This window comes from Herbiconiux solani NBRC 106740 (assembly GCF_001571005.1).
GTDB classification, from domain to species: domain Bacteria; phylum Actinomycetota; class Actinomycetes; order Actinomycetales; family Microbacteriaceae; genus Herbiconiux; species Herbiconiux solani.
This window is the reverse complement of the sequence record NZ_BCST01000002.1, coordinates 26,122-46,105: the sequence shown is the minus strand read 5'-3', so window position 1 is coordinate 46,105 and position 19,984 is coordinate 26,122. Positions and strand designations below refer to the sequence as shown.

26 protein-coding genes are annotated in these 19,984 nt (G+C 69.8%); 14 read left to right on the top strand and 12 right to left on the bottom strand.

The features are described from left to right. The first annotated feature begins 15 nt into the window (after window positions 1–15). A complete protein-coding gene (locus HSO01S_RS03450) occupies window positions 16–357 on the top strand; it encodes a cupin domain-containing protein (RefSeq protein ID WP_066039197.1) in 342 nt (113 codons plus the stop codon). On the opposite strand, the gene HSO01S_RS03445 is transcribed toward HSO01S_RS03450, so the two are convergent. The 4 genes from HSO01S_RS03445 to HSO01S_RS03430 form a co-directional block, all read right to left on the bottom strand. Further along, window positions 297–668 carry a hypothetical protein gene (locus HSO01S_RS03445; RefSeq protein WP_066039196.1) on the bottom strand — a complete coding sequence of 124 codons (372 nt, stop codon included), beginning with the start codon at window positions 666–668 and terminating at the stop codon, window positions 297–299. The genes HSO01S_RS03450 and HSO01S_RS03445 overlap by 61 nt on opposite strands. Further along, a complete protein-coding gene (locus tag HSO01S_RS03440) occupies window positions 665–1,120 on the bottom strand; it encodes a hypothetical protein (protein WP_066039195.1) in 456 nt (151 codons plus the stop codon). Before HSO01S_RS03440 ends, HSO01S_RS03445 begins: the two co-directional genes overlap by 4 nt. Before the next feature lie 66 nt (window positions 1,121–1,186). Continuing rightward, on the bottom strand, window positions 1,187–1,747 hold the full coding sequence (locus HSO01S_RS03435; protein ID WP_066039194.1) for an MOSC domain-containing protein: 561 nt from the start codon (window positions 1,745–1,747) through the stop codon (window positions 1,187–1,189). An 84-nt stretch (window positions 1,748–1,831) separates the two neighbouring features. Continuing rightward, a complete protein-coding gene (locus HSO01S_RS03430; protein WP_066039193.1) occupies window positions 1,832–2,284 on the bottom strand; it encodes an SRPBCC family protein in 453 nt (150 codons plus the stop codon). A gap of 90 nt (window positions 2,285–2,374) precedes the next feature. Between HSO01S_RS03430 and HSO01S_RS19580 the strand changes: the two genes are divergently transcribed. After that, the gene (locus tag HSO01S_RS19580) at window positions 2,375–2,992 is read left to right on the top strand and encodes a TetR/AcrR family transcriptional regulator (protein WP_066039192.1); all 618 of its coding nucleotides are present in this window, start codon (window positions 2,375–2,377) and stop codon (window positions 2,990–2,992) included. Window positions 2,993–3,002: 10 nt separating this feature from the next. On the opposite strand, the gene HSO01S_RS03420 is transcribed toward HSO01S_RS19580, so the two are convergent. Next, window positions 3,003–3,386 carry a cupin domain-containing protein gene (locus tag HSO01S_RS03420; protein ID WP_066039590.1) on the bottom strand — a complete coding sequence of 128 codons (384 nt, stop codon included), beginning with the start codon at window positions 3,384–3,386 and terminating at the stop codon, window positions 3,003–3,005. Between the two features lie 204 nt (window positions 3,387–3,590). Between HSO01S_RS03420 and HSO01S_RS03415 the strand changes: the two genes are divergently transcribed. Genes HSO01S_RS03415 through HSO01S_RS03390 form a run of 6 tightly spaced genes read left to right on the top strand, consistent with a single transcriptional unit; the run spans window position 3,591 to window position 11,025 of the window. Further along, window positions 3,591–4,514: a MetQ/NlpA family ABC transporter substrate-binding protein gene (locus HSO01S_RS03415; protein ID WP_066039191.1), complete on the top strand. Its 924-nt coding sequence runs from the start codon at window positions 3,591–3,593 to the stop codon at window positions 4,512–4,514. A gap of 17 nt (window positions 4,515–4,531) precedes the next feature. Then, on the top strand, window positions 4,532–5,611 hold the full coding sequence (locus HSO01S_RS03410) for a methionine ABC transporter ATP-binding protein (RefSeq protein ID WP_084361259.1): 1,080 nt from the start codon (window positions 4,532–4,534) through the stop codon (window positions 5,609–5,611). Further along, window positions 5,608–6,267, top strand: coding sequence for a methionine ABC transporter permease (locus HSO01S_RS03405; protein ID WP_066039190.1), 660 nt, complete (start codon window positions 5,608–5,610; stop codon window positions 6,265–6,267). The genes HSO01S_RS03410 and HSO01S_RS03405 overlap by 4 nt, the downstream gene beginning before the upstream one ends. After that, window positions 6,264–7,181 carry a hypothetical protein gene (locus HSO01S_RS03400; RefSeq protein WP_066039189.1) on the top strand — a complete coding sequence of 306 codons (918 nt, stop codon included), beginning with the start codon at window positions 6,264–6,266 and terminating at the stop codon, window positions 7,179–7,181. The genes HSO01S_RS03405 and HSO01S_RS03400 overlap by 4 nt, the downstream gene beginning before the upstream one ends. A 5-nt stretch (window positions 7,182–7,186) precedes the next feature. Then, window positions 7,187–9,667, top strand: coding sequence for an LLM class flavin-dependent oxidoreductase (locus tag HSO01S_RS18130; protein WP_157078875.1), 2,481 nt, complete (start codon window positions 7,187–7,189; stop codon window positions 9,665–9,667). Then, complete coding sequence (locus HSO01S_RS03390; protein WP_066039188.1) at window positions 9,664–11,025, top strand: M20/M25/M40 family metallo-hydrolase; 1,362 nt, start codon at window positions 9,664–9,666, stop codon at window positions 11,023–11,025. The genes HSO01S_RS18130 and HSO01S_RS03390 overlap by 4 nt, the downstream gene beginning before the upstream one ends. Before the next feature lie 27 nt (window positions 11,026–11,052). On the opposite strand, the gene HSO01S_RS03385 is transcribed toward HSO01S_RS03390, so the two are convergent. The 3 genes from HSO01S_RS03385 to ppk2 are packed head-to-tail and all read right to left on the bottom strand — an operon-like array spanning window position 11,053 to window position 12,622. Next, window positions 11,053–11,352 carry a hypothetical protein gene (locus HSO01S_RS03385; protein WP_066039187.1) on the bottom strand — a complete coding sequence of 100 codons (300 nt, stop codon included), beginning with the start codon at window positions 11,350–11,352 and terminating at the stop codon, window positions 11,053–11,055. Continuing rightward, a complete protein-coding gene (locus HSO01S_RS03380; RefSeq protein ID WP_066039186.1) occupies window positions 11,349–11,762 on the bottom strand; it encodes a hypothetical protein in 414 nt (137 codons plus the stop codon). The genes HSO01S_RS03385 and HSO01S_RS03380 overlap by 4 nt, the downstream gene beginning before the upstream one ends. Further along, complete coding sequence (gene ppk2 / locus HSO01S_RS03375) at window positions 11,759–12,622, bottom strand: polyphosphate kinase 2 (RefSeq protein ID WP_066039185.1); 864 nt, start codon at window positions 12,620–12,622, stop codon at window positions 11,759–11,761. Before ppk2 ends, HSO01S_RS03380 begins: the two co-directional genes overlap by 4 nt. A 136-nt stretch (window positions 12,623–12,758) precedes the next feature. On the opposite strand from ppk2, the gene HSO01S_RS03370 reads away from it, so the two are divergent. The 4 genes from HSO01S_RS03370 to HSO01S_RS03355 all read left to right on the top strand — a co-directional run bounded on the left by HSO01S_RS03370 (window position 12,759) and on the right by HSO01S_RS03355 (window position 14,477). Further along, window positions 12,759–13,067 (top strand): ArsR/SmtB family transcription factor, encoded by a 309-nt coding sequence (locus HSO01S_RS03370; RefSeq protein ID WP_306306967.1) that lies wholly within the window; start codon window positions 12,759–12,761, stop codon window positions 13,065–13,067. A 13-nt stretch (window positions 13,068–13,080) separates the two neighbouring features. After that, entirely contained in the window at window positions 13,081–13,470 is a 390-nt protein-coding gene (locus HSO01S_RS03365) for a VOC family protein (RefSeq protein ID WP_066039183.1), read from the top strand. Window positions 13,471–13,595: 125 nt separating this feature from the next. After that, window positions 13,596–14,201: a hypothetical protein gene (locus HSO01S_RS03360; RefSeq protein WP_157078874.1), complete on the top strand. Its 606-nt coding sequence runs from the start codon at window positions 13,596–13,598 to the stop codon at window positions 14,199–14,201. Window positions 14,202–14,228: 27 nt separating this feature from the next. Then, entirely contained in the window at window positions 14,229–14,477 is a 249-nt protein-coding gene (locus HSO01S_RS03355) for a hypothetical protein (protein WP_157078873.1), read from the top strand. Between the two features lie 81 nt (window positions 14,478–14,558). Here HSO01S_RS03355 and HSO01S_RS03350 read toward each other — a convergent pair whose 3' ends face one another. Continuing rightward, window positions 14,559–14,978, bottom strand: coding sequence for a hypothetical protein (locus tag HSO01S_RS03350; protein ID WP_066039180.1), 420 nt, complete (start codon window positions 14,976–14,978; stop codon window positions 14,559–14,561). Window positions 14,979–15,117: 139 nt separating this feature from the next. Here HSO01S_RS03350 and HSO01S_RS03345 point away from each other — a divergent pair, with 139 nt between their 5' ends. Next, window positions 15,118–15,432, top strand: a complete 315-nt coding sequence (locus tag HSO01S_RS03345; protein ID WP_066039179.1) for a nucleoside triphosphate pyrophosphohydrolase family protein — start codon at window positions 15,118–15,120, stop codon at window positions 15,430–15,432. A gap of 6 nt (window positions 15,433–15,438) precedes the next feature. On the opposite strand, the gene HSO01S_RS19675 is transcribed toward HSO01S_RS03345, so the two are convergent. Continuing rightward, window positions 15,439–16,044: a winged helix-turn-helix transcriptional regulator gene (locus tag HSO01S_RS19675; RefSeq protein ID WP_084361257.1), complete on the bottom strand. Its 606-nt coding sequence runs from the start codon at window positions 16,042–16,044 to the stop codon at window positions 15,439–15,441. Window positions 16,045–16,135: 91 nt separating this feature from the next. On the opposite strand from HSO01S_RS19675, the gene HSO01S_RS03335 reads away from it, so the two are divergent. Continuing rightward, window positions 16,136–16,954, top strand: coding sequence for an NAD(P)H-binding protein (locus HSO01S_RS03335; protein WP_066039178.1), 819 nt, complete (start codon window positions 16,136–16,138; stop codon window positions 16,952–16,954). Here HSO01S_RS03335 and HSO01S_RS03330 read toward each other — a convergent pair. Continuing rightward, a complete protein-coding gene (locus tag HSO01S_RS03330) occupies window positions 16,951–17,604 on the bottom strand; it encodes a hypothetical protein (protein WP_066039177.1) in 654 nt (217 codons plus the stop codon). The genes HSO01S_RS03335 and HSO01S_RS03330 overlap by 4 nt on opposite strands. A 74-nt stretch (window positions 17,605–17,678) precedes the next feature. Then, complete coding sequence (locus HSO01S_RS03325) at window positions 17,679–19,889, bottom strand: PQQ-dependent sugar dehydrogenase (RefSeq protein ID WP_218003762.1); 2,211 nt, start codon at window positions 19,887–19,889, stop codon at window positions 17,679–17,681. Window positions 19,890–19,984: the final 95 nt, after the last annotated feature.

Sequence of the window (19,984 nt, the reverse complement as noted above, 5' to 3'; positions counted from 1 at the left end):
GGGGATAATCGGGGTATGGATGAACCTGTCACGCGCGTCACTCTGCTCGACCAGGCGCTGCCCGACCTGACCACCGCGGCCGTGCAGGTGCGACGGATCACGCTGCAGCCCGGCGTCGCCGGCGGCCCGCACCACCACAACGGCCCGGTCTTCGGATCGATCGAGGCGGGGTCGGTCCACTTCCAGGTCGAGGGCGGGCCTGAGGTGCTGCTGCGCGCGGGAGACGTCTTCTACGAGCCGGCGAACACCCTGATCGACTGCTTCGATGCGACCGAGGAGGGTGTCACGTTTTTGGGCTACTTCTTGTCGGGCCCCGGTGAGACCCCCGAGCTGACGCCGGGCCCCCCGCCCGCCTGATCGGGTGGGGGCGGCTCCAGGCGGCGGAGTTCGGCGAGTTCGGCGGTGAGGCGGGTCAGGGCGAAGCCGGTGGCCAGGGTCTCGGGGCGGGTGTTCGCCTTCGCGATCGAGAACGAGACGTCGAGCCGGGAGGCGATGAGGGTGGCGAACTCGTCGGGGGTGCGGCAGGCCGCCGCGTCGCGGAGGAGCTCGGGCATCAGCGGGCGCACCGCGATCAGCGTCTCGAGGATCGCGATCCGCGAGCGCAGCTGCGCCTGCGCCTGCGCCTGCTCGTCCGGAGTCTCGGTGCCAAGGTCGTCGTCGCCGGTCACATTCCGTGCCAGACACGGAAGGAGGTCGGGGTGCAGGTATAGGTGGCGCCGTTGAGCTCGTGCACACCCGTGCCGAGGCGGGCACAGGTCTGGGCCGCGTCGACGAGAGCCGGGACGGTGGCTAGAACGACGATCACGACGAAAAGGAGCCCGATCGATGCGACGATGATGCCGGCGAGGGCGAAGCCGTTCGTGATGCCGAGCCGGCGCGACTTGCGGAACGCGATGATGCTGATGACTAGCCCCGCGATGTTCAGGATGCCGATCAACGACAGGGCGAAACCGACCACGCCGAGAACGAAGTTTGGGTCTTTCACCGTGGTCGCGACGGCGGTCGGCATCGAACCGGGCGGCGTGGCCGTGGTCGCCGCGACAGCGGGGGGCATGTCACCCGCCGCCGCGCCCGCGGGCGGAACGGAGTTCGGCGTGGGCAGGCTGTTGTCGTCGGTCATCGTGTTCCCCCCTGGAGCTACGGGGTAACGATAGCGGGCCCGCGGCCGCCGGGGAGTCGCGCAGGGCTAGACCGGGGCGAGGGGCTTCGGCGGGCCGGCGGGCAGCGTCAGCGTGATCGGGTCGCCAGGGCGGATGGTGCCGCCGGCGACGACGACCCCCATCACCCCGCCCCGCCGCTCGACAGCACCGTTCGCGTCACGGCCCACGACCTCGCGGAGGAGACCCGGCTCGAACGCGTCGATCTGGCGGCACGGATTGCGGAGGCCGGTGACCCGCACGGTGGCCTCGTCGCCGAACCGGAGCAGCGCATCCGTCGGCAGGGCCAGCAGGTCGAGACCGCGCGTGGTGACGTTCTCACCCAGCTCGCCCGGCGCCACCGTATGGCCCGCGGCCGCCAGGTCGTCGAAGAGCTCGGCGTGGATGAGGTGCACCTGCCGCAGGTTCGGGCGCGACGGATCGCGTGCCACCAGGAACCGGTGCTGCACCGTGACGCCGGCGTGCGCATCCCCCTCGACACCCCAGCCCTCGACGAGCGTGATCTCGGGCGCGACGTGCTTGCTGAAGTGGTGGCGCGCATCCAGACTGACGGCGACGACGTGGGGCGGGCGCTGGTCGTCGGTCGTCATCCCTCGATTCTGCCGGATGCGGCGGGCGAGGTCGGGCGGGGTGCCGGCGACGGATGCGGTGAGCCGGTCGACCGTGCGCGGCGTTCAGCCTGCGTGGGCGGCCCGATACGCGGCGAGCACGGGCGGGAGGCCCTCGGTGAGCATCTTCTTCCGCACCGAACCGAGGAGCTTCGACATGGCGAAACCGCCCGGGCCGGTGAAGCCGGTGTGGTGCCAGGTGAACCGGGTTCCGCCGGGGATCTCCTCGAGCAGGTACGTCACGTCGGTCACGTCGTCGCTCTCCGCGTCGCCCTTCCAGGTGTAGTGCAGGGCCCGCGGCGCATCGACCGAGACGACCTCGCAGTACACGGTTCCGGCCCAGCCCATCGTCGGCTTCCCGACGAACCTGAACGCGGTGCCCGCGACGGCGGCGAACCCTTCGGGGCGACCGCCCTGACCCGTGGTGGTCCACTGCGCGACCTGGTCCGGATCGGTCAGGACGTGCCAGACGACGTCGATCGGGTACGGGTACTCGCGGACGACGGTGTACTGGCTCATGGGGCGCTCCTCAGGTCGGACGGGTTCCGATACGAGCAACCTACCGACCGGTAGGTAGACTGTCAACCGTGCGGTAGGTAGAGTGGGTGGATGAGCTCGCCCGCGCATCCGGTCACCCCGCGTCGAAGCGGTGCCGAGACGAGATCCCTCATCCAGGCCACGGCGTGGCGGCTCTTCACTGAGCACGGGTACGACACGACATCCCTCCGGCAGATCGCCGACGAACTCGGCATCAACAAGGCCTCGCTGTACTACTACTTCGACAGCAAGCAGGCCATCCTCGACTCGTTGTTCGACCGGCGCGGAGACGAGGCCGAGCAGCTGCTCGCCTGGCTGGCCGAGCAGCCCCGCAGCCCCGACCTGCTCGAGGTCGCCGTGATGCGGTGGATCGAGACGTTCTCGGCCGAGAAGCTGCAGGGCATCCGCTTCCTGGCGGCGAACCCCCGTCTGGGCCACTCGCCGGCTGCCGAGGCCGGCGGTGAGCGGATCGGCTCGGGGCTGGCGGCCGTGGCCGATCAGCTCACGACGTTGCTGCCCGACCCGTCGCCCGAAGACGCGGTTCTGGTTCGGATGGCGCTGCTGTCGATCAACGCCGCCGTGCAGGCCTCGTCTGGTTCAGGATGCTCGGACGAGCAGGTGGTCGCGGCCGCGGTTCGGGCGGGCCGGGTCATCCTCGCCGAGGTGCGGAGGCCCGGAGAGCGGGCCTGAAGCCGGCAGGCTACGCGAAGTCGCCGAGCTGCTGCGCCAAGGGCACCGTGCCCGCGACCTCGACGTCGCCGGTGTGCGCGGTCGTGACCGTCTCGATGAGTGCGATCTGCACCTCCTCGTCGGCGACGGGGTTGTGGCGCACGCCCTTCGGCACGACGTAGAACTGGCCGGGGCCGAGCTCGACGTCGTCCGCGCCCTCGAGTTGGATGCGGAGCCGCCCCGAGACCACCAGGAACAACTCGTCCTCCTCCTCGTGCGCGTGCCAGACCAGCTCGCCGAGCAGCTTCGCGACCTTGACGTACTGGTCGTTGACGCGGCCGACGACCCGCGGAGTCCAGTGCTGGGTCACGTGCTCGAGCTCGGCGGCGATGTCGGTGGCATGCGGTTCGGTCATGTTTCCAGTCTGCAACACGAAGAACAGCGACACGAAGAACAGCAACACGAAGAACAAGAAGGCGGAGAAGAGGGGCGGCAGAGCATACGGCCGAGCCCGAGAACCAGCAATGCAGCGAAGCGAAAACGACGCTCGATGACCGGTCGTTACGAGCTGTGACCGCCCTCCTGGCAGGCAGCCGAGGCGGTCTGCTTGAGTCGGATCATGAGTTCCACACGCATCTCCTTCGTCAAGTCCGTCCTCTCCGCGGCCGTCGCCGCAACCGTCCTGGTGTCGCTCGCCGCCTGCGCCGGATCCGATGCCTCGGGCGCATCCGGTGCATCCGGTGACACCGATCAGTCGCGCATCGTGATCGGCACCGACGACGGCAACGAGCCCCACTGGGCCCTCATCAAAGACAAGCTCGCCGGGGAGGGGATCGACCTCGACGTGCGTACCATCAGCGACGGCGTGCAGCTCAACCAGGGCGTGCAAGACGGCGAGCTCGACATCAACCTCTTCCAGCACCTCATCTTCCTCTCGCAGTTCAACGTCAACAACGGCGGCACCCTCGTTCCCGTGGGAGCTACGGCGGTCTACCCGCTGGCGCTCTACGCCGAGAAGTACACGGATGTGAAAGACATCCCCGATGGCGCGAAGATCGCCATCCCGAACAACCCCACGAACCTCGCCCGCGGCCTGCTCAACCTGCAGACGGCGGGGCTGCTGGAGCTGAAGGACGGCGGGAGCTCGCTCTCGACCCCGGCCGACATCGTCTCGAGCCGGATCGAGCTGCTGCCCGTCGACTCGAACCAGACGGTGACCGCCCTGAAGGACGGCAGCGCGCAGGCCGCGATCGTCAACAACACCCAGGCGCAGAAGGGCGGCCTGGGCGACGAGCTCATCATCTTCAAGGAGGATCTCGACAACCCGCAGCTGGCCCCCTACATCAACGCCTTCGTGACGACCGCCGACAAGAAGGACGACCCGCGCTGGACCAAGCTCATCGAGGCGTACCACAGCCCCGAGGTCGAGGCCGCGGTGACCGAGCTGAACCAGGGCAACCTGCAGTTCAAGGGCGACTGGACCGCCGAGAAGCTGCAGGACGAGCTCACCTCGCTCGAGGATGCGCTGAAGGCCACGAAGTAGCCGCGGGGACACGACGGATGCCTGCTGTCATCGAATTCGACGACGTCACGAAGAGCTTCGCCTCCGATCGCCGTTCCGCTCCGACGGTCGCGGTCGACGACGTGACCCTTCGCGTGAACACGGGGTCGATCGTCGGGGTGATCGGCTACTCGGGCGCCGGAAAGTCGACGCTCGTGCGGCTGATCAACGGTCTGGAGCACCCCACCTCCGGCACGGTGAACGTGCTGGGGGTGGACGTCGGGCGGGCCTCCGAGTCCGAGCTGCGGGGCCTGCGGGGCCGGGTCGGGATGATCTTCCAGCAGTTCAACCTGTTCAACTCGCGCACCGTGCGGGCGAACGTGGCCTACCCGCTGAAGGTGGCCGGGTGGAAGAAGGCCGACCGCGACCGCCGGGTCGACGAACTGCTCCGGTTCGTCGGCATCAGCGACAAGGCGAACCAGTACCCGCGCCGGCTCTCCGGCGGCCAGAAGCAGCGGGTCGGCATCGCCCGGGCGATCGCCACCGATCCCGAGATCCTGCTCGCCGACGAGGCGACCAGCGCTCTCGACCCGCAGACGACCGCCGAGGTGCTCGACCTGCTGCGCGAGGTCAACCGGCGGCTGGGCATCACGATCGTGGTGATCACGCACCAGATCTCGATCGTGCACGAGCTGTGCGACGAGGTGGTCGTGATGGATGGCGGCCGCGTCGTCGACAGCGGCGACACCTACCGGGTGTTCGCGCATCCACGGGCCGACCTCACCCGCCGGTTCGTGGCCGCCGTCACGCAGGGCGTGCCCTCGGGCGACGTGCTGACCTCGCTCGCCGCGGGCGGCGGAACGCTGCTGAGCGTCGAGATCAACGAGTTCACGAGCGAGGACGTCTCGGCCGTGTTCCACCGCCACGGTGCCCGGCACTCGGTGGTGTACGGCGGGGTCACGGACGTGCTCGGCCGGCAGATCGGCACGCTGACCTACCGGGTGCGGGTCGATGGGGCGGCGGATGCGGCGGCTGGGTCTGCGACGGATGCGGCGATCGACCGCATCGTCGCCGAGCTCGCCGCCCACACCGAGGTGCACCGGCCCGAAGCGGCAGTCAAGAAGGAGGTCGCGTCGTGAACGACTGGAAGACCCTCGCCCCGGTCCTCCTCGAGTCCGTCGGCGAGACCATCTACATGGTCGCCGTCTCGCTGGCGATCTCCGGAGTGGTCGGGCTCGTCATCGGAGCGGCCCTTTACGCGACCCGGCCCGGCAACCTGTTCGCCAACCGGGTCGTGTTCAGCGTGATGAACGTCGTCATCAACGTGGTGCGCCCCATCCCGTTCATCATCTTCCTCACCGCCGTCGCCCCCGTGACCCGCGCGGTCGCCGGCACGACCCTCGGTACCGAGGCGGCCATCGTCCCGATCACGATCATGGCGTCGGTGGTCATCGCCCGGGTGGTCGAGCAGAACCTCGTGGCGGTCGACGCCGGCACGGTCGAAGCGGCGCGGGCGGTGGGGGCGAAGCGGGTCTCGGTGCTGTTCGGCGTCGTCATCCCCGAGGCGCTCGCGCCCCTCATCCTCGGTTACACGTTCATGTTCATCGCGGTCGTCGACATGTCGGCCATGGCGGGCTACATCGGCGGCGGCGGGCTCGGCAACTTCGCGATTATCTACGGCTACCAGCAGTTCAACGCCGGGGCGACCTGGATCACGGTGGCGATCATCGTCGTGATCGTGCAGTCGGGCCAGCTGCTCGGCAACTGGCTGGCCCAGCGGGTGCTGCGCCGATGAGCGCGTTCGACGAGGCCGGGAACGGTGCGCGCCGACCGGTGACCGTGATCTCGCTTCTTCCGGAATCAGCGCTGGCGCTGCTCTCCTCGGGCGCCGGTGTATCGATCGACGGCTGGCTCGAGCGAGTCGATGCCGTCGTGCTCGCCAGGCCGCGGCCCTCCGAGCCCTCCGGCGCGTTGCGGGGTGCGGATACGACTCTTCTCGCGGCCGCCCTCATCCCGCGCCGCCCCTCGGTCCGGTGGATCGTCGGCGCGGACCTCGCCCGGGAGTACCCGTACAACCTCGCGAGGCGGGTGGCCTCGATCGCCGCGCTCTCGAGCGTCGGCGTGGGAGTGCTGCTGGAGTCGACGCCGTCGGTGATCCCGGGAGCCGAAGCGGCGACGGCGGCCGAGGTGGTGGCCGACGGGGTCGTGGTCCTGCAGAAGCTCTGGCAGTCGTGGCCCACCGACTCCGTCATCGCGGACAAGGCCGCGCGGCGGTTCGTCGATTCCTCGCAGCTCCGCCGCATCGATCACGAGGGTGTCTTCCGCGTGGCGGGGCCCCTGCAGCTGCCTGTCGACCCGTCCCGCCAGCCGCTCGTCCTGCAGCGGGACGACCTGGACGACCCGGCGGCGGATGCCTCGGCCGAGGTCCTGGTGACCCGATTGCGACCCTCCTCCTCCCCTTCATCCTCCAGTGGCGACGGACGGCCACGATTGTTCGAGGTCGACGCAGCCGAACTGACGGAGGTCGACGGCGGGCTCGACGTGCTCCTCACCGGTGATCCGGAAGACATCGTCGACGTCCTCCGCCGTCGCGCGGAGCGCGGACAGCTCCCGCCCGCTCCGCGCGACCTGCGTCGGCGACTGCGTGCCCGGCCTCCGGTGGCGCGCCTGCTCTCGGCTGCCGTCGCCTTCCCGACCGAGATCTGGTGACGACGATGACCACGACCGGACGACCGACGACTCCCGTGGCGACGGGGGACGGGGGACAGATCGACCGACGCCCCCGCGGCGCCGCGCCCACGATGGTGCTCGGAGTCAACGTACTCGGGCTCGGTCAGCGGCCCGCCGCATGGCAGGCCGAGCACCTCGCCCCGCTCTCCTTCGTCGACCGCGACTACTGGATCGGCGTCGGGCGGGAGGTCGAGCGGGGTCTCTTCGACGCACTCTTCCTGGCCGATGCGCCGCAGCTGCACGACCCGTCGGCTCGTCCCACGAGTGCGCTCGAGCCGACCACGCTCCTCGCGGCGGTCGCGGCCGAGACCGAACGCATCGGACTCGTGGCCACGCTGTCGACGAGCTACAACGATCCGGTCGAGCTCGCCGCCCGACTGCTGACGCTCGATCACCTCTCGGGTGGCCGGGCCGGCTGGAACATCGTCACCACCGCGACGAAGGAGACCGCGGCGAACTTCGGCGAGGCGGCGGGAGCCGATCGCGACGAGCGGTACCGCCGCGCCGCCGAATTCACGGGATTCGTCGAACGGCTGTGGGCGGGAGCGGGGACCGGCGGGTCCGTTCCGTCGACGGAATTCGCGGCATCCGCTTCACTCGACCTGCCGCCCTCGCCCCAGGGGCGACCGGCTCTTGTGCAGGCCGGCGCGTCACCGGCAGGGCGACAGATCGCTGCTCGGAGTGCCGACGCCGTCTTCACGGCCGAGATGACGCGCGGGGCGGCCCTGGAGAACTACCGGTCGATCAAGGCTCTGGCGGCCGAGGCGGGGCGGGATCCGAACGCCGTCGCCGTGCTGCCCGGATTCGCCCTCGTCATCGGCAGCACCGAGGAGGAAGCCGCGCGGAGGTTCGACGACTGGGAGGCGAAGGCTCCCGACGACTACACGCTCGGCCGGCTGTCGGGGATCCTCGGAGTCGATGTGGGGGCCCTCGACCTGGATCGGCCGCTGCCGGAGGAGATCGGCGAGGCGCCCGACGACATCTCGGGCTTCGGCGCCAGCCTGTCGTTCCGGGCGACGACGGTGCGGTTCGCGCGCGAGAACGGATACACCGTGCGGCAGCTGCTGCGTGCGTATGGCGGCTACGGGCATCCGATCATCGTCGGCACGCCGGGGCGCATCGCCGACACGCTGAGCGACTGGTTCCTGTCCGGCGCCGCCGACGGCTTCAACCTCATGCCCGATGTGCTTCCCGACGGGCTCACCGCCGTGATCGACGAGGTGCTGCCGATCCTGCGCCGTCGGGGACTCTTCCGGTCGGAGTGGGAGGCGGCCACGCTCCGTGGGCGGTGGGGGGGCATCCTGGTGACGATCCACGAGTACGACGACGTCGCGGAACGCTTCCGGCCGATCTTCGCGAGGATCGCGGAGGGCGAGAGTGCGCGGGAGCGCGAGCGGCAGCCGCCCCGTCGGCAACTCGCCGAGCTCATCGAGGCGGGATTCGCCGGTCTCCGGGTGCCCGAGCGCTTCGGTGGGGATGACCTCCCCCTCTCGCTCGTGTTGCGATTGATCGCCGAACTCGCCGAAGCCGACGTGAACCTCGCCCACCTCTGGCGCAATCACGTCTCGTTCATCGAGGATCGCCGGAACGACGCATCCGATCCCCGGAGCGCAGAGTGGCTGCGGCGGCTCGCGGCCGGGAACCTGGTGGGCGGTGGGTGGAGCGAGCCGGGCGTGCCTGGTGGCGAGGGGCTCACGACGACGCTCTCGCGACGCGACGGCCGCGGGGGCCTGCGGCTGGACGGCGTCAAGCTGTACGCGACGGGCAGCATCTACTCCGATTACTCGACTGTGCTCGCCATCGCGCCGGAGGGGGAGAAGGTCGTCGTGCTCGTCGACATGCGGTCGGACGGGATCGAGGTGGGCGACGACTGGGACGGCTTCGGCCAGCGACTGACCGGCAGCGGTTCGGTGACCTATCGTGACGTCGCCGTGGACGAGGGCGACGTGTTCGCCTTCGAGACCCGCTATCCGTACCAGCACCAGTTCTACCAATCCGCGCTCAACGCGCTTCTCGTCGGCATCTCGAAGGCGGTCGTGCGCGACGGGGTGGCGGCCCTCAGGGCCCGCACGCGCAACTACCCGACGGCCACGGTCGACTCGCCCGTCGCCGATCCTGAGCTGCTCGGCGTGATCGGGCGTCTCGCGGCCGAGGCCTACGCGGCCGAATCCGTCTTCCTCCGCTCGCTCGGCGAACTCGACGAGGCGATCGACCGGGGAGGCGCCGATGTGCTCGCCCGGTCGTGGATCGCCGCGTCGCACGCGCAGCTCGTCGCGTCCGATGCCGCCCTCCGGTCGGCGACCGAGATCTTCGACGCCCTGGGATCGTCGGGCACGAGCGCTCGGTTCGCTCTCGACCGGCACTGGCGCAACGCCCGCACGATCACGTCGCACAACCCACGGCCGTACCGGCGCCGGGTGATCGGCGACTGGGTCGTCAACGGAACCGATCCGGAGGCAGGATGAGCGTGCAGGGCACCCTCGAGGACGAAGCGCTGGACGAGATCCGGGCCCTCATCCGGATCCCGAGTGTGAACACCGGCGAGGCCGCGACGATCGGCGACGGCGAAGCGCGGGCCGCGCGGTACGTGCAGGAGCGTCTCGAGGAGGCCGGGTACGAGACGCACTACGTCGAGCCCGCTCTCGGTCGCGGCAGCGTGGTCGCCCGGCTGGCGGGTCGCGACCCGGACGCCGGGGCGCTCGTCGTGCACGCCCACCTGGATGTCGTGCCGGTGGAGGAGGCCGAGTGGACGCATCCCCCATTCGGTGCTGAGATCCACGACGGAGTGCTCTACGGACGCGGCGCGGTCGACATGAAGAACTTCGCCGGCACCGTGCTCGCCGTCGCCCGGGCGTTCGCCCGTGACGGGGTGCGGCCGCGGCGCGACCTGATCTTCGCCTTCTTCGCCGATGAGGAGGCGGGCGGCGTCTGGGGTGCGCGGTGGCTGGTCGAGAACCGGCCCGAGCTGTTCGCCGGAGCCACCGAGGCGCTCGGGGAGGTGGGTGGGTTCAGCGTTCCGCTCGGCGGCGATCGGCGCGGGTACCTCGTAGCGACCGCGGAGAAGGGGGTCGCGACCGCGACGCTCGTCGCGACGGGGCGCGGCGGTCACGGATCTCGACCGACTCCGGGCAACGCCGTCGTGGCGCTGGCGCGCGCCGTCGGGGCGGTCGATGCTCTGCGGTTCGAGCTCGTTCGGAGTCCGGGGCTTGAGGCGTTTCTCGCGGCAGTGCCGGGCGGCGGCGAGCCCGCGGCCTTGACCGAGGAGGCGGCTGCGGCTGCGACTTCGGCTGGGATGAGGACCGCCGACGACCTCCAGACGCGGCTCGCCCGGCTCGGAACCGCGGGGCGGCTCGTCACCGACGGAGCCCGCACCACCGCGACGCCCACGGTGCTGGCCGCGGGAGCGAAGCCGAACGTGATCCCGTCTCGGGCGGTGGCCCGGGTGGATGTGCGGGTGCTCCCGGGTGAGTACGAGTCGGTGCAGCGGACGCTGGCCGAGGCGGTCGGGCGGGACATCGCGGTGGAGTGGAGCGAACTCATCCCGCCGATCGAGTCTCCGCTCGACTCGCCGCTGCTCGCGGTGCTCGAACGCGCCGTCTCGGCCGAAGACCCGGGTGCGCGCATCCTGCCGTTCCAGCTGCCCGCCAGCACCGACAACAAGCACCTCGCGCGGCTCGGCATCCGGGGCTACGGATTCGTCCCGCTCCGGGTGCCGGACGAGTTCGACGCGTTCGGTCTGTTCCATGCGGCTGACGAGTGCGTTCCCGTCGATGCCCTCGCGTTCCTGGCGCGTGTCACCGAGCGGGTGCTGCGCGAGGCTTGACGGTGTCGGGCATCCGACGTGACCGGGTCAGGCCGGGGCGGAGCCGGGGCCGGGGGTCGCGGGGCGGGTGAGGAGGTGGCGGATGCCGTCTTCGAGGCTCGCGTAGGGCGCGGGGAGCACGAGGTTCGCCTCGGAGGGGGCGACGAAGCCCGAGGCCGACGAGTCGAGACGGGCGATGTAGCCGATGATGACGTCGTCGGAGGTGCGGACGACCTCGAGGTCGTAGTCGTGCTCGCTCGTCTTCACCTCGTACTCGGTGCCGTCGACGTCGACCGTGAGCGGCTTGCGCCCGGTCTCGTCGATGAAGCGGCCGCCTGTGTCGGTCATCGGGTCTCCTCGTGGTGGTCGTGCATCCGCTCGCCGGGCCGGCGCTCTTCGTGTTGGCTCTGTTCGTGGTCGCCGTCGTCGTGCTGCAGGTCGTCGAGCACGTCTTGGCCGGACATCCGCTCGCCGACGGCCGGCGTGCTCACGATGCTGAACATACCCGCCTCGGCGGTGGCGTGCTCGCCGGCCGGGGTGTCGTTCTGGTCGTAGGCGGTCCAGGAGTCCCCGGTGTTCTCGACGCGGCCGACGATCGTGCCGTCGTCGGAGTCGACGACGTGCCATTCGGTGTTCGAGGCCTGGGTGAAGGTGACGTTGCGGTCGAGGTGCTTGTCGGGCGCGCTGTCGGCGCGCGTGGTGTCGTCGGCCGGGCTGTCGCCGGGCGTGCGGTCGGTGGCCGTGCTGTCGTCGGTCATGCGTTCTCCGGGATGGCGGTGGGGGTGGGAATCTGGGCGTGACCCAGCGTGTGGGCGTGGTCGGGCACGTAGCGGAACCGGTCGCGCGCGGGTCGCTCGTACGAGTCCGAGGCCGGGCGCTCCGGGATGTCGATGGGCTCGGGTTCGCGATGCTCGTACGGGATCTGCGAGAGCAGATGCTTGATCGTGTTGAGGCGGGCGGAGCGCTTGTCGTCGCTCTCGATCGTCCACCAGGGGGCGTCGGCGTGGTCGGTCGCCTCGAACATCTCGTCCTTGGCTCGGGAGTAATCCTCCCAGCGGGTGATCGACTGCAGATCGGTGTCCGAGAGCTTCCAGCGCCTCATCGGGTCGTCGAGCCGGGAGCGGAAGCGATCCTCCTGCACGTCGTCCGAGACCGAGTACCAGTACTTGATGAGGGTGATGCCGTCTTCGACGAGCATCCGTTCGAAGACCGGGGTCTGGCGCAGGAACAGGCGGTACTGCTCGGGCGTGCAGTAGCCCATGACCCGTTCGACGCCGGCGCGGTTGTACCAGGAGCGGTCCATCAGCACGATCTCGCCGGTGGTCGGCAGGTGCTCGATGTAGCGCTGGAAGTACCACTGCCCCTTCTCCTGCTCGCTCGGCGTCGGCAGGGCGACGACCCGGGCCGAGCGCGGGTTGAGGTACTGGATGACGCGCTTGATCGCGCCGCCCTTGCCTGCGGCGTCGCGGCCCTCGAAGATCACCACGACCCGGGCGCCGGTCTCGATCACCCAACGCTGCATCGAGACGAGCTCGATCTGCAGTCGCTCGAGCTCGGCCTCGTAAAGGGCTTTGCGGATGCGCTTGACGGGGCGGGTGGGCGCGGATTTCTTCGACATGACACGATCCCAGCTGTCCCCGGAAGAACCTCGACGGACGCCCGACCGGCGCGCTTCGGCAACGCTACGCCTGAAGGCGGGTAACGGCACTCGGGCGTCCGGGATGCGCGTTCGCCGCTCTCGGGCTCTTTCGCTCTTGACGGGCAAGTGGATGCTTGCCTATGGTGGGCGCGTGGGTGACGTCTACAAAGCCCTGGCCGACCGGACGCGTCGTGCCCTGCTCGACGAACTGCTCGAACGCGATGAGCAGACGCTGTTCGAGCTGTGCTCGAAGCTCGCGATGAAGCACGATCTGACGCCTACGCGGCAGGCCGTCTCGCAGCATCTCGAGGTGCTCGAGGGGGCGGGGCTGGTGCGCTCGGTGCGCCGGGGGCGGTACAAATTCCACACGATCGACACGACACCGCTGTCGCAGATCTCGGAGCGATGGCCGTCGAAATCCTAGAGAAAGGCACATCATGAAGCTCCAGACCGTGAGCATCTTCGTCGACGACCAGCAGCGCGCCGTCGACTTCTACACGTCCCGACTGGGCTTCGCCGTGGCGGCGGACGTGCCGATGGGCGATCATCGCTGGCTGACCGTCGTCGACCCCGATCACCTGGACGGTACCCAGCTCTCGCTCGAGCCGAAGGCCCACCCCGCGGTCGAGCCGTTCACCTCTGCGCTGCTGGAGGATGGGATCCCCTTCCTGATGCTCGGCGTCGACGACGTGCAGGCCGAGTACGAGCGCCTCAGCGCGCTCGGCGTCGCCTTCACGCAGCCACCCACCGACCTCGGCCCCGTCATCATCGCAGTGCTCGACGACACCTGCGGCAACCTCCTCCAGCTCGCCCAGTTCCCCGTCTGACCCTTTCGACTGCGCAAACTGAGAATAACTCTACTCCCAATCGCGTCGAGATAACAGCTGTCGCGTGCCCCGTTTGGGGGTCAAGAATGGTGACGCGGTCGGTCGCTGTTCGAGAGGTAGCAACGATGAAAACGAGGAAGTCAGTCGTCGTCGGGATCGCGTGCGGTCTGATGGCGCCATTGCTTTGGTCGGCCGGTGCGGCTCACGCTGATCCCGTCGTGCCGCCGTCCGGCTGGTCCGAAACAGCCTTCATCGATGCCGCCGTGGCGCAGGGCGTGCCGGCGGATGTGGCGAAACGCGGGTGGTCGGATCCCTCTCTGATCGCGCAGATCCCGGTGAGTTCCTCTCTCGAGTCGTCCCCTGAGCAGTCGGGGGCGTCGGACGGAAGTCCCGCATCCAGTTACTCAGCGTGGTGCTCGTACACGAAGTCCAACGCCTTCGGGCAGACCCTTGCCCGCCTTCAGGTCGACTCGAGCTGGACAGCTGAAGGCGCGGCGATCACCGGGGTGGACACCACCATCGAGACCGAGGTGGGGTGGGGTTGGGCGTTCCAAGGCCTTCCGTACACTCACGACGGGTACAGCGCGGCCTACGAGAACCCGCGCGGTGCGCACACCGCCGATCGCTGGGGCAATTTCACCTGGGGTCCGGATGGCGACGCCACGACGCTCAAGGTCGCGATCACCTCGCTGGCGCTGGGGTCGCACGACTGTTCCTCCCAGGAGAACTAGGCGTCGGGGACGTGAGAGGAGTGCGTGATGAGTGATCGAGGAAGTCCTGAGACGTCGTCCGGACGTTCGAGCCACGCGAGGTGGTTGCTGCCGCTGGCGGTGGTCTTCGGGGTTCTCGCGGTGACAGGCGGCGTCGTCTTCCCGCTGCTGACGGGCGCGTGGGTGACCGCGTTGTTGCTCGTGGTCGGGCTCGCCGTGGCATTCTTCGTGATCGCGCTCGTCGCCTCGGCGCTGACGCGAGAGCGGACGCGGAGCGAGGAGCCGCCCGGGGTCTGATGGCCGGAGTTGTTGACGGCTCGAGCCCGGTGCAGCGAGGGCGGGGGCGGCTGCCGATTCGTCGGTGCTCCTGACCGAGCGTCAGCCGATGGGCGGGTTCCAGCTCCGAACTGCGGCTCGATAGCCGTCTTGGTTTTCGAGGTGGTGCACCGCACGCGTGTCGCGGTCCCAGACAACGACCCGAGTTGCGTAAAGGTGCCGCCATAGGGCGATCACCGACGAGAGCGGGAGGGCGGGAGAGAACTCTGCTGCCGATGTGACCGTGGAACCCGCGCCATCAAGGAAGACGACAGGGAAGCGGATCGCAGCAAGGTGGGCCAGGGTCACCTCGGGGTGGGCGAGCGCGTGACTCTCGTAGTCCCAGATCGGGACATCGGGGCGGTCGTGGGTCGGCGGGCCGGCGAGAACCCCTCCCGCTCGCTCCGCCAGGCCCAGTCGCTTCGCCTCGAGCATGGCGAGTATGGCTAGACGGTCCTGCTCGAGAATGCCCTCGTCGTCCATGCAGAGAATCCTTCGCCACCGTTCGGCAGAGAGCAAGGCGTACTCGATACGAAGTCGGCCGATCCGGATCGCATCCCATAGCTCGGTAGGTTGGCGGCGCGCGGGTGGCGCGGCTGGTTCGGCAGCGGAGGGGGAGCGGATGGATGTTCGGGCGATGGGGCGAGAGGTCGAAGAGGTGTCGGCGCATTACGCGGCCAGCAACGGAATCGACCGCACCGATGACTGGCTCGTGCTGAAGCTGAACGAGGAGGTCGGCGAGGTGACGCAGGCGTACCTCGCGCGGGCCGGCCAGGCACGCGACAAGGGGCGGTCGGCCGAGGAGCTCGATGCCGACTTCCGCGCTGAGCTCGCCGACGTGTTCGCTCAGGTGCTGCTCATCGCGGGCCGCTTCGGGGTCGACCTCGAGGCCGAGGTGCAGGCGAAGTGGCTCGTCTGGAAGCCCACCCGCGACTGAGGCGGGTCAGCGGATGGGGTGGCCCGGGTTGGCCGCGTCGTAGGCGCTGCGGGCGGCGGCGATGCCAGGGCGCTGCTCGAGGGACCAGTCGGCGAGGGCCTTGATCAGGTGGGTGAGGCTCGCACCGGACTCGGTCAGCGTGTACGACACCTGCGGCGGGATGGTCGGGTTGACGGCCCGGCTCACGAGGCCGTCGCGCTCGAGCCTGCGCACCGTGAGGGTGAGCATCCGCTGCGAGATGCCGTCGATCGCCCGCTGCAGCTCGCTGAAGCGGCGCGTGCCGGAAGCGAGTTCGACAACGACCAGCACCGACCACTTGTCGCCGACGCGGTCGAGCACGTCGCGGATGCCGCAGTCCGGGTGATCCTCTCGGCCGCACGGGTCGAGGGCGGCGGGCGAGCCGTCGGGCGCGCCGGCGAGCGAGCCGGGGGTAGGGTCTGCGGTCGCATCGGAATCCGGGCCGGCGAGCGAGCCGGGGGTAGGGCCTGCGGTCGCGTCGGAGTCTGGGCCGGCGAGCGAGTCGGCAATCGCGGCGGAAACCGAGCCGGAGGTCGAGCCTGCGGGGGCGGCGGGGACCGGGCCGGCGGTTACTCCGGTGTGCGTGAGTGTCATGGAAGTGCCTTCTTGTGACCGCTCCGAGGGTCGGAACAGAATCAGCCTAGTTATCCGCACGACCACCTGAACGATCACGAAAGGCGACCCGTTGATCCTCGTCACCGGCACGACCGGGCGGCTCGGCCGCGCCATCCTGAACCACCTCACCGAGCGCGGCGCATCCGTCGTCGGCAGCAGCCGGAGCGGCGCCGGAGGAACCCGCGCCATCGACTTCGACCGGCCCGAGACCATCTCCCTCGACGGGATCGACACCCTCGTGCTGGTCTCGGCGGGAGAGGCGGAGGACGACGTGGTCATCGCCCGACACGAGGCGGTGATCGCCGCCGCCGAGCGCGCCGGAGTGACGCACATCGTCTACACGAGTCTCGCGGGCGAAGGCGACCACCTCGCGTTCGCGCTGGCCCATCGGTGGACCGAGCGCCGACTGGGGCAGGGCGCGATCCCGTGGACCATCCTGCGGAACGGGCTCTACGCCGACCTGTTCGGCTCGCTGCTGCAGTGGTCCGGGCCCGAGCTGACCTCGGCGTTCGGCGACGGGGCACTCTCGGCTGTCACTCGCGAGGATCTCGCCGAAGCGGCGGCCGTCGTCGCCGAGCAGGTCGAGAGCGCATCCGCAGCTGCCCACACCGGCCGCGTCTACGAGCTCGTCGGCACGCCGATCACCGCCCACGAGGTGGCCGCGCGGGTCGGTGCGCCGCTCGTCGAGATCTCTCTCGAGGATCGTCGCCGGCAGCTTAACGCCGCGGGCCTCAAGCCGTTCCAGCCGGCGATGCTGATGTCGATCCACACCGCGGTCGCCCACGGTTTCCTCGCCGGTACCAGCCCGGATCTCGCGACGCTCCTCGGTCGGCCGCCCCGCGACGCGCTCGAGGCAGCGGCGGATGCGGCGCGTGCATCCGCGCCCTAACTGTCCGTGGGCCCGGAACGGTCGCTGGGGGCGAGCACGCGGGGCAGCCCGCGCGCGACGCGGAGGGCCTGCGCCCGCCGCTCGCGCAGGTAGTAGCGCCACGACACGACCGGGAACACCAACGAGAACAGCGTGAAGACCCACTGCACCGGGCTCAGCTGCGTGGCATCCGGCGGGGCCGCCAGGACGCCGAGGTTCTGCAGGATCCCGGCCCCGATCATCACCAGCAGGAAGACGGCCAGCGCGGTCAGGATGATCGAGATCACGAGCAGCCCACCCGCCGAGTTGACCGGCCGTATGGAGCTCAAGCCCGGGGTGTTCCCCTTGTCGACGCCGTACTCCTCGGGCGTGAGGCCGCGCCGCCGCGCATCCTCGAGCCGTCGCCGCTCGAAAGCACCCGGCCTGCGAAGACGGGCCTGCCTCAGGATGCGCACGATCACGGTCGCCGCGATGACGAGAGCGGCGAGCGGCGTGACGAGAGCGGCGATATGAGGCAGGAGTCCGAGCCGGGACACGATCGGGTCGCCGGTGTTGTACATCGTGCCGGCGATGAGGATGAAGCCGAAGAAGAGGAACGGGATGGCCAGGATCGGGAGGATCCAGGCCAGGTGCCGGGCGCCGCCCGCATCCGCCTTCTCAGCCCCTGTCATCCTCACACCGTAGCCGAGCGGGCCGCGGCCGGGAGGCGGCCAAGCCGCCGCCCGCCGGCACGCGGCCCCGCCCCCTACCGCCCCAGCGTCACGTGCAGCAGCTTCTCGTTGCTGTTGTTCGGGATGCTGTCCTTGTCGCCCTCGTTGCTGGTGGTGAGCCAGAGCCCGCCATCCGGTGCCGGCTCGACCGTGCGCAAGCGCCCGTAGGTGCCGTTGAAGAAGATCTGCACGTTCGTCAGCGACGAGCCCGAGATGACCTCGCGGTAGAGCCGCTGACCGCGCTCGCAGGCCACGTAGAGCACGTCGCGCACGATGGCGATGCCGGCGCACGAGCCGTCCGAGGTGAGGTAGGTCTGCTTCGGCGCGATGAAGCCGGCCGTGCCGCAGGTGCCGGTCGTGCCCTCGCAGGCGGGCCAGCCGTAGTTGCCGCCCTTCTGGATGAGGTTCGTCTCGTCCATCACGCTGTTGCCGAACTCCTGCTCCCAGAGGCGGCCCTGCGAGTCGAAGGCGAGGCCCTGGGGGTTGCGGTGGCCGTAGCTCCAGACGTAGTTGCCGAAGGGGTTGTCGGCGGGCACCGAGCCATCCGGGTTCAGGCGCAGGATCTTGCCGTTCAGCGATGAGAGGTTCTGTGCGTTGTCGCCGAACTGGGCATCCCCGGTGCTCGCGTAGAGCTTGCCGTCGGGGCCGAAGCGCAGGCGCCCGCCGTCGTGGAACTTGTTGCGCAGGATGCCGCTGACCAGCACCTGCTCGCTGCTCAGTACGAGCGCGTCGTTCTCGAGCTTGATGCGCACGATCCGGTTGTCGGTCGGCGAGGTGTGCATGATGTACAGCCAGTGCGTGCTGGCGTAGTCGGCCGCGATCGCGAGGCCGGTGAGACCGCCCTCGCCGTCGGTGCTCTCGACGTTGGGCACGGTGCCGACGGTGGTCTTGGCTCCGGTCGCGGGGTTCAGGTGCACGATGTCGTGCGCGTCGCGGCGGTTGTAGAGCAGGGTGCCGTCGGGCAGGGTCACGAGACCCCAGGGGATGTCGGTGTCGGTGCCGACCTGGGTCACGGCGCAGACCGACTGCGCGCATCCTGAACCCGTCGTCGCCGTGACCGAGCCGCTCTTCGGCGACGCGTTGGCCTGGCCGTCGCGGGCGACGACGTAGTAGGTGTAGCTGGTCGTGGCGGCCAGCGCGCTGTCGACGAAGGTCGTGGCGGGGATGACCGTCGCGGTGCCGGTGATCGAGCCGATCTTCGCGCCGTCGCGGTAGACGTCGTAGGCGCGCACGCCCACGTCGTCGGTGGATGCCGTCCAGTTCAGGGTCACCGTGGTGCCCGAGACGGCGGCCTTCAGCCCGGTCGGGGCGGTGGGTGCGACGGTGTCGGGCTGGCAGTTCGGGGGAGCGATCGGCACGGTCGTGCTCGCCTGCGACACGTTTCCGGATGCGTCACGCGCGTTCACGAACAGCCCCCACTTCACCCCGCCCACGACGGTGAGCTGGGTGCTGAGCGTGGTTCCGCTGACCGACTTCATCAGCTGGCCGTCGTGGTAGACGTCGTAGAAGGCGACGCCGACGTTGTCGGTCGAGGCGTTCCAGGCGAAGGTGACGCTCTCGCAGGTGAGGCCGCTGACCCGCGGGTCGCCCGGGATGCTGGGGGCGGTGGTGTCGGCGGGGGCGCCGAGCGTGGTCTTCCACTTCTGGTTGGCGCCGCCGTTGCAGGTGTAGAGCTGCGCCAGGCTGCTGTTCGCGGTCGCCGCGCCCTTCACGTCGAGGCAGAGCTTGGACTGCACCCCGCGGATCGTGCCGTCGGAGTTGATCGTGAACTTCTGGTTCGCGCCACCGTTGCAGGCGTAGATCTGCAGGCGGGCGGGCGACACGGTCGACTGCTTGTCGACGTCGAGGCAGCGGGTGCCGCCGAAGGTGGTGAGCTCACCGGCGGCGGTGAACGACCAGGACTGGTTCGGCTGGCCGACGCAGTCGTAGATGTTGATGCCGGTGCCGGGGGTGTCGACGTTGCCGGTGACGTCGAGGCAGCGGTTCGAGGGGACGCCGACGATGGTGGCGGGGGCGGCTGCGGCGGCGGGGGCTGCTGCGGCTTGTGCTTGTGCTGCGGCTGCCGGTGCCGCCGCTGGTGCTGCTGGTGCTGCGGCTGCGGCTGCCGGTGCTGCAGCGGCTGCCGCGGCCGGTACGGATGTCGGTGCCGCCGACGCGCTCACCGCCGCGACCGGTGTCACCGCCACCACGGCCGCCACGATCAGCGCCGTCATTCCGCGGCCACGCAGGCCGAATCCCTTGACCATCCCAGATCCCCATCTCGTCGTCTGGAGCACACGGTAGCCCACGGATGCGTCCCGTGTCCCTCGGAAGGGGCACATCCATCCGTAATCCCGACGAT

Excerpts from the sequence above, each read along its gene's own strand:
- HSO01S_RS03450 (WP_066039197.1), top strand. The coding sequence starts at position 16 with ATGGATGAACCTGTCACGCGCGTCACTCTGCTCGACCAGGCGCTGCCC.
- HSO01S_RS03440 (WP_066039195.1), bottom strand. The coding sequence starts at position 1,120 with ATGACCGACGACAACAGCCTGCCCACGCCGAACTCCGTTCCGCCCGCG.
- HSO01S_RS03435 (WP_066039194.1), bottom strand. The coding sequence starts at position 1,747 with ATGACGACCGACGACCAGCGCCCGCCCCACGTCGTCGCCGTCAGTCTG.
- HSO01S_RS03430 (WP_066039193.1), bottom strand. The coding sequence starts at position 2,284 with ATGAGCCAGTACACCGTCGTCCGCGAGTACCCGTACCCGATCGACGTC.
- HSO01S_RS19580 (WP_066039192.1), top strand. The coding sequence starts at position 2,375 with ATGAGCTCGCCCGCGCATCCGGTCACCCCGCGTCGAAGCGGTGCCGAG.
- HSO01S_RS03420 (WP_066039590.1), bottom strand. The coding sequence starts at position 3,386 with ATGACCGAACCGCATGCCACCGACATCGCCGCCGAGCTCGAGCACGTG.
- HSO01S_RS03415 (WP_066039191.1), top strand. The coding sequence starts at position 3,591 with ATGAGTTCCACACGCATCTCCTTCGTCAAGTCCGTCCTCTCCGCGGCC.
- HSO01S_RS03410 (WP_084361259.1), top strand. The coding sequence starts at position 4,532 with ATGCCTGCTGTCATCGAATTCGACGACGTCACGAAGAGCTTCGCCTCC.
- HSO01S_RS03400 (WP_066039189.1), top strand. The coding sequence starts at position 6,264 with ATGAGCGCGTTCGACGAGGCCGGGAACGGTGCGCGCCGACCGGTGACC.
- HSO01S_RS18130 (WP_157078875.1), top strand. The coding sequence starts at position 7,187 with ATGACCACGACCGGACGACCGACGACTCCCGTGGCGACGGGGGACGGG.
- HSO01S_RS03390 (WP_066039188.1), top strand. The coding sequence starts at position 9,664 with ATGAGCGTGCAGGGCACCCTCGAGGACGAAGCGCTGGACGAGATCCGG.
- HSO01S_RS03385 (WP_066039187.1), bottom strand. The coding sequence starts at position 11,352 with ATGACCGACACAGGCGGCCGCTTCATCGACGAGACCGGGCGCAAGCCG.
- HSO01S_RS03380 (WP_066039186.1), bottom strand. The coding sequence starts at position 11,762 with ATGACCGACGACAGCACGGCCACCGACCGCACGCCCGGCGACAGCCCG.
- ppk2 (WP_066039185.1), bottom strand. The coding sequence starts at position 12,622 with ATGTCGAAGAAATCCGCGCCCACCCGCCCCGTCAAGCGCATCCGCAAA.
- HSO01S_RS03365 (WP_066039183.1), top strand. The coding sequence starts at position 13,081 with ATGAAGCTCCAGACCGTGAGCATCTTCGTCGACGACCAGCAGCGCGCC.
- HSO01S_RS03360 (WP_157078874.1), top strand. The coding sequence starts at position 13,596 with ATGAAAACGAGGAAGTCAGTCGTCGTCGGGATCGCGTGCGGTCTGATG.
- HSO01S_RS03355 (WP_157078873.1), top strand. The coding sequence starts at position 14,229 with ATGAGTGATCGAGGAAGTCCTGAGACGTCGTCCGGACGTTCGAGCCAC.
- HSO01S_RS03350 (WP_066039180.1), bottom strand. The coding sequence starts at position 14,978 with ATGGACGACGAGGGCATTCTCGAGCAGGACCGTCTAGCCATACTCGCC.
- HSO01S_RS03345 (WP_066039179.1), top strand. The coding sequence starts at position 15,118 with ATGGATGTTCGGGCGATGGGGCGAGAGGTCGAAGAGGTGTCGGCGCAT.
- HSO01S_RS19675 (WP_084361257.1), bottom strand. The coding sequence starts at position 16,044 with ATGACACTCACGCACACCGGAGTAACCGCCGGCCCGGTCCCCGCCGCC.
- HSO01S_RS03330 (WP_066039177.1), bottom strand. The coding sequence starts at position 17,604 with ATGACAGGGGCTGAGAAGGCGGATGCGGGCGGCGCCCGGCACCTGGCC.
- HSO01S_RS03325 (WP_218003762.1), bottom strand. The coding sequence starts at position 19,889 with ATGGTCAAGGGATTCGGCCTGCGTGGCCGCGGAATGACGGCGCTGATC.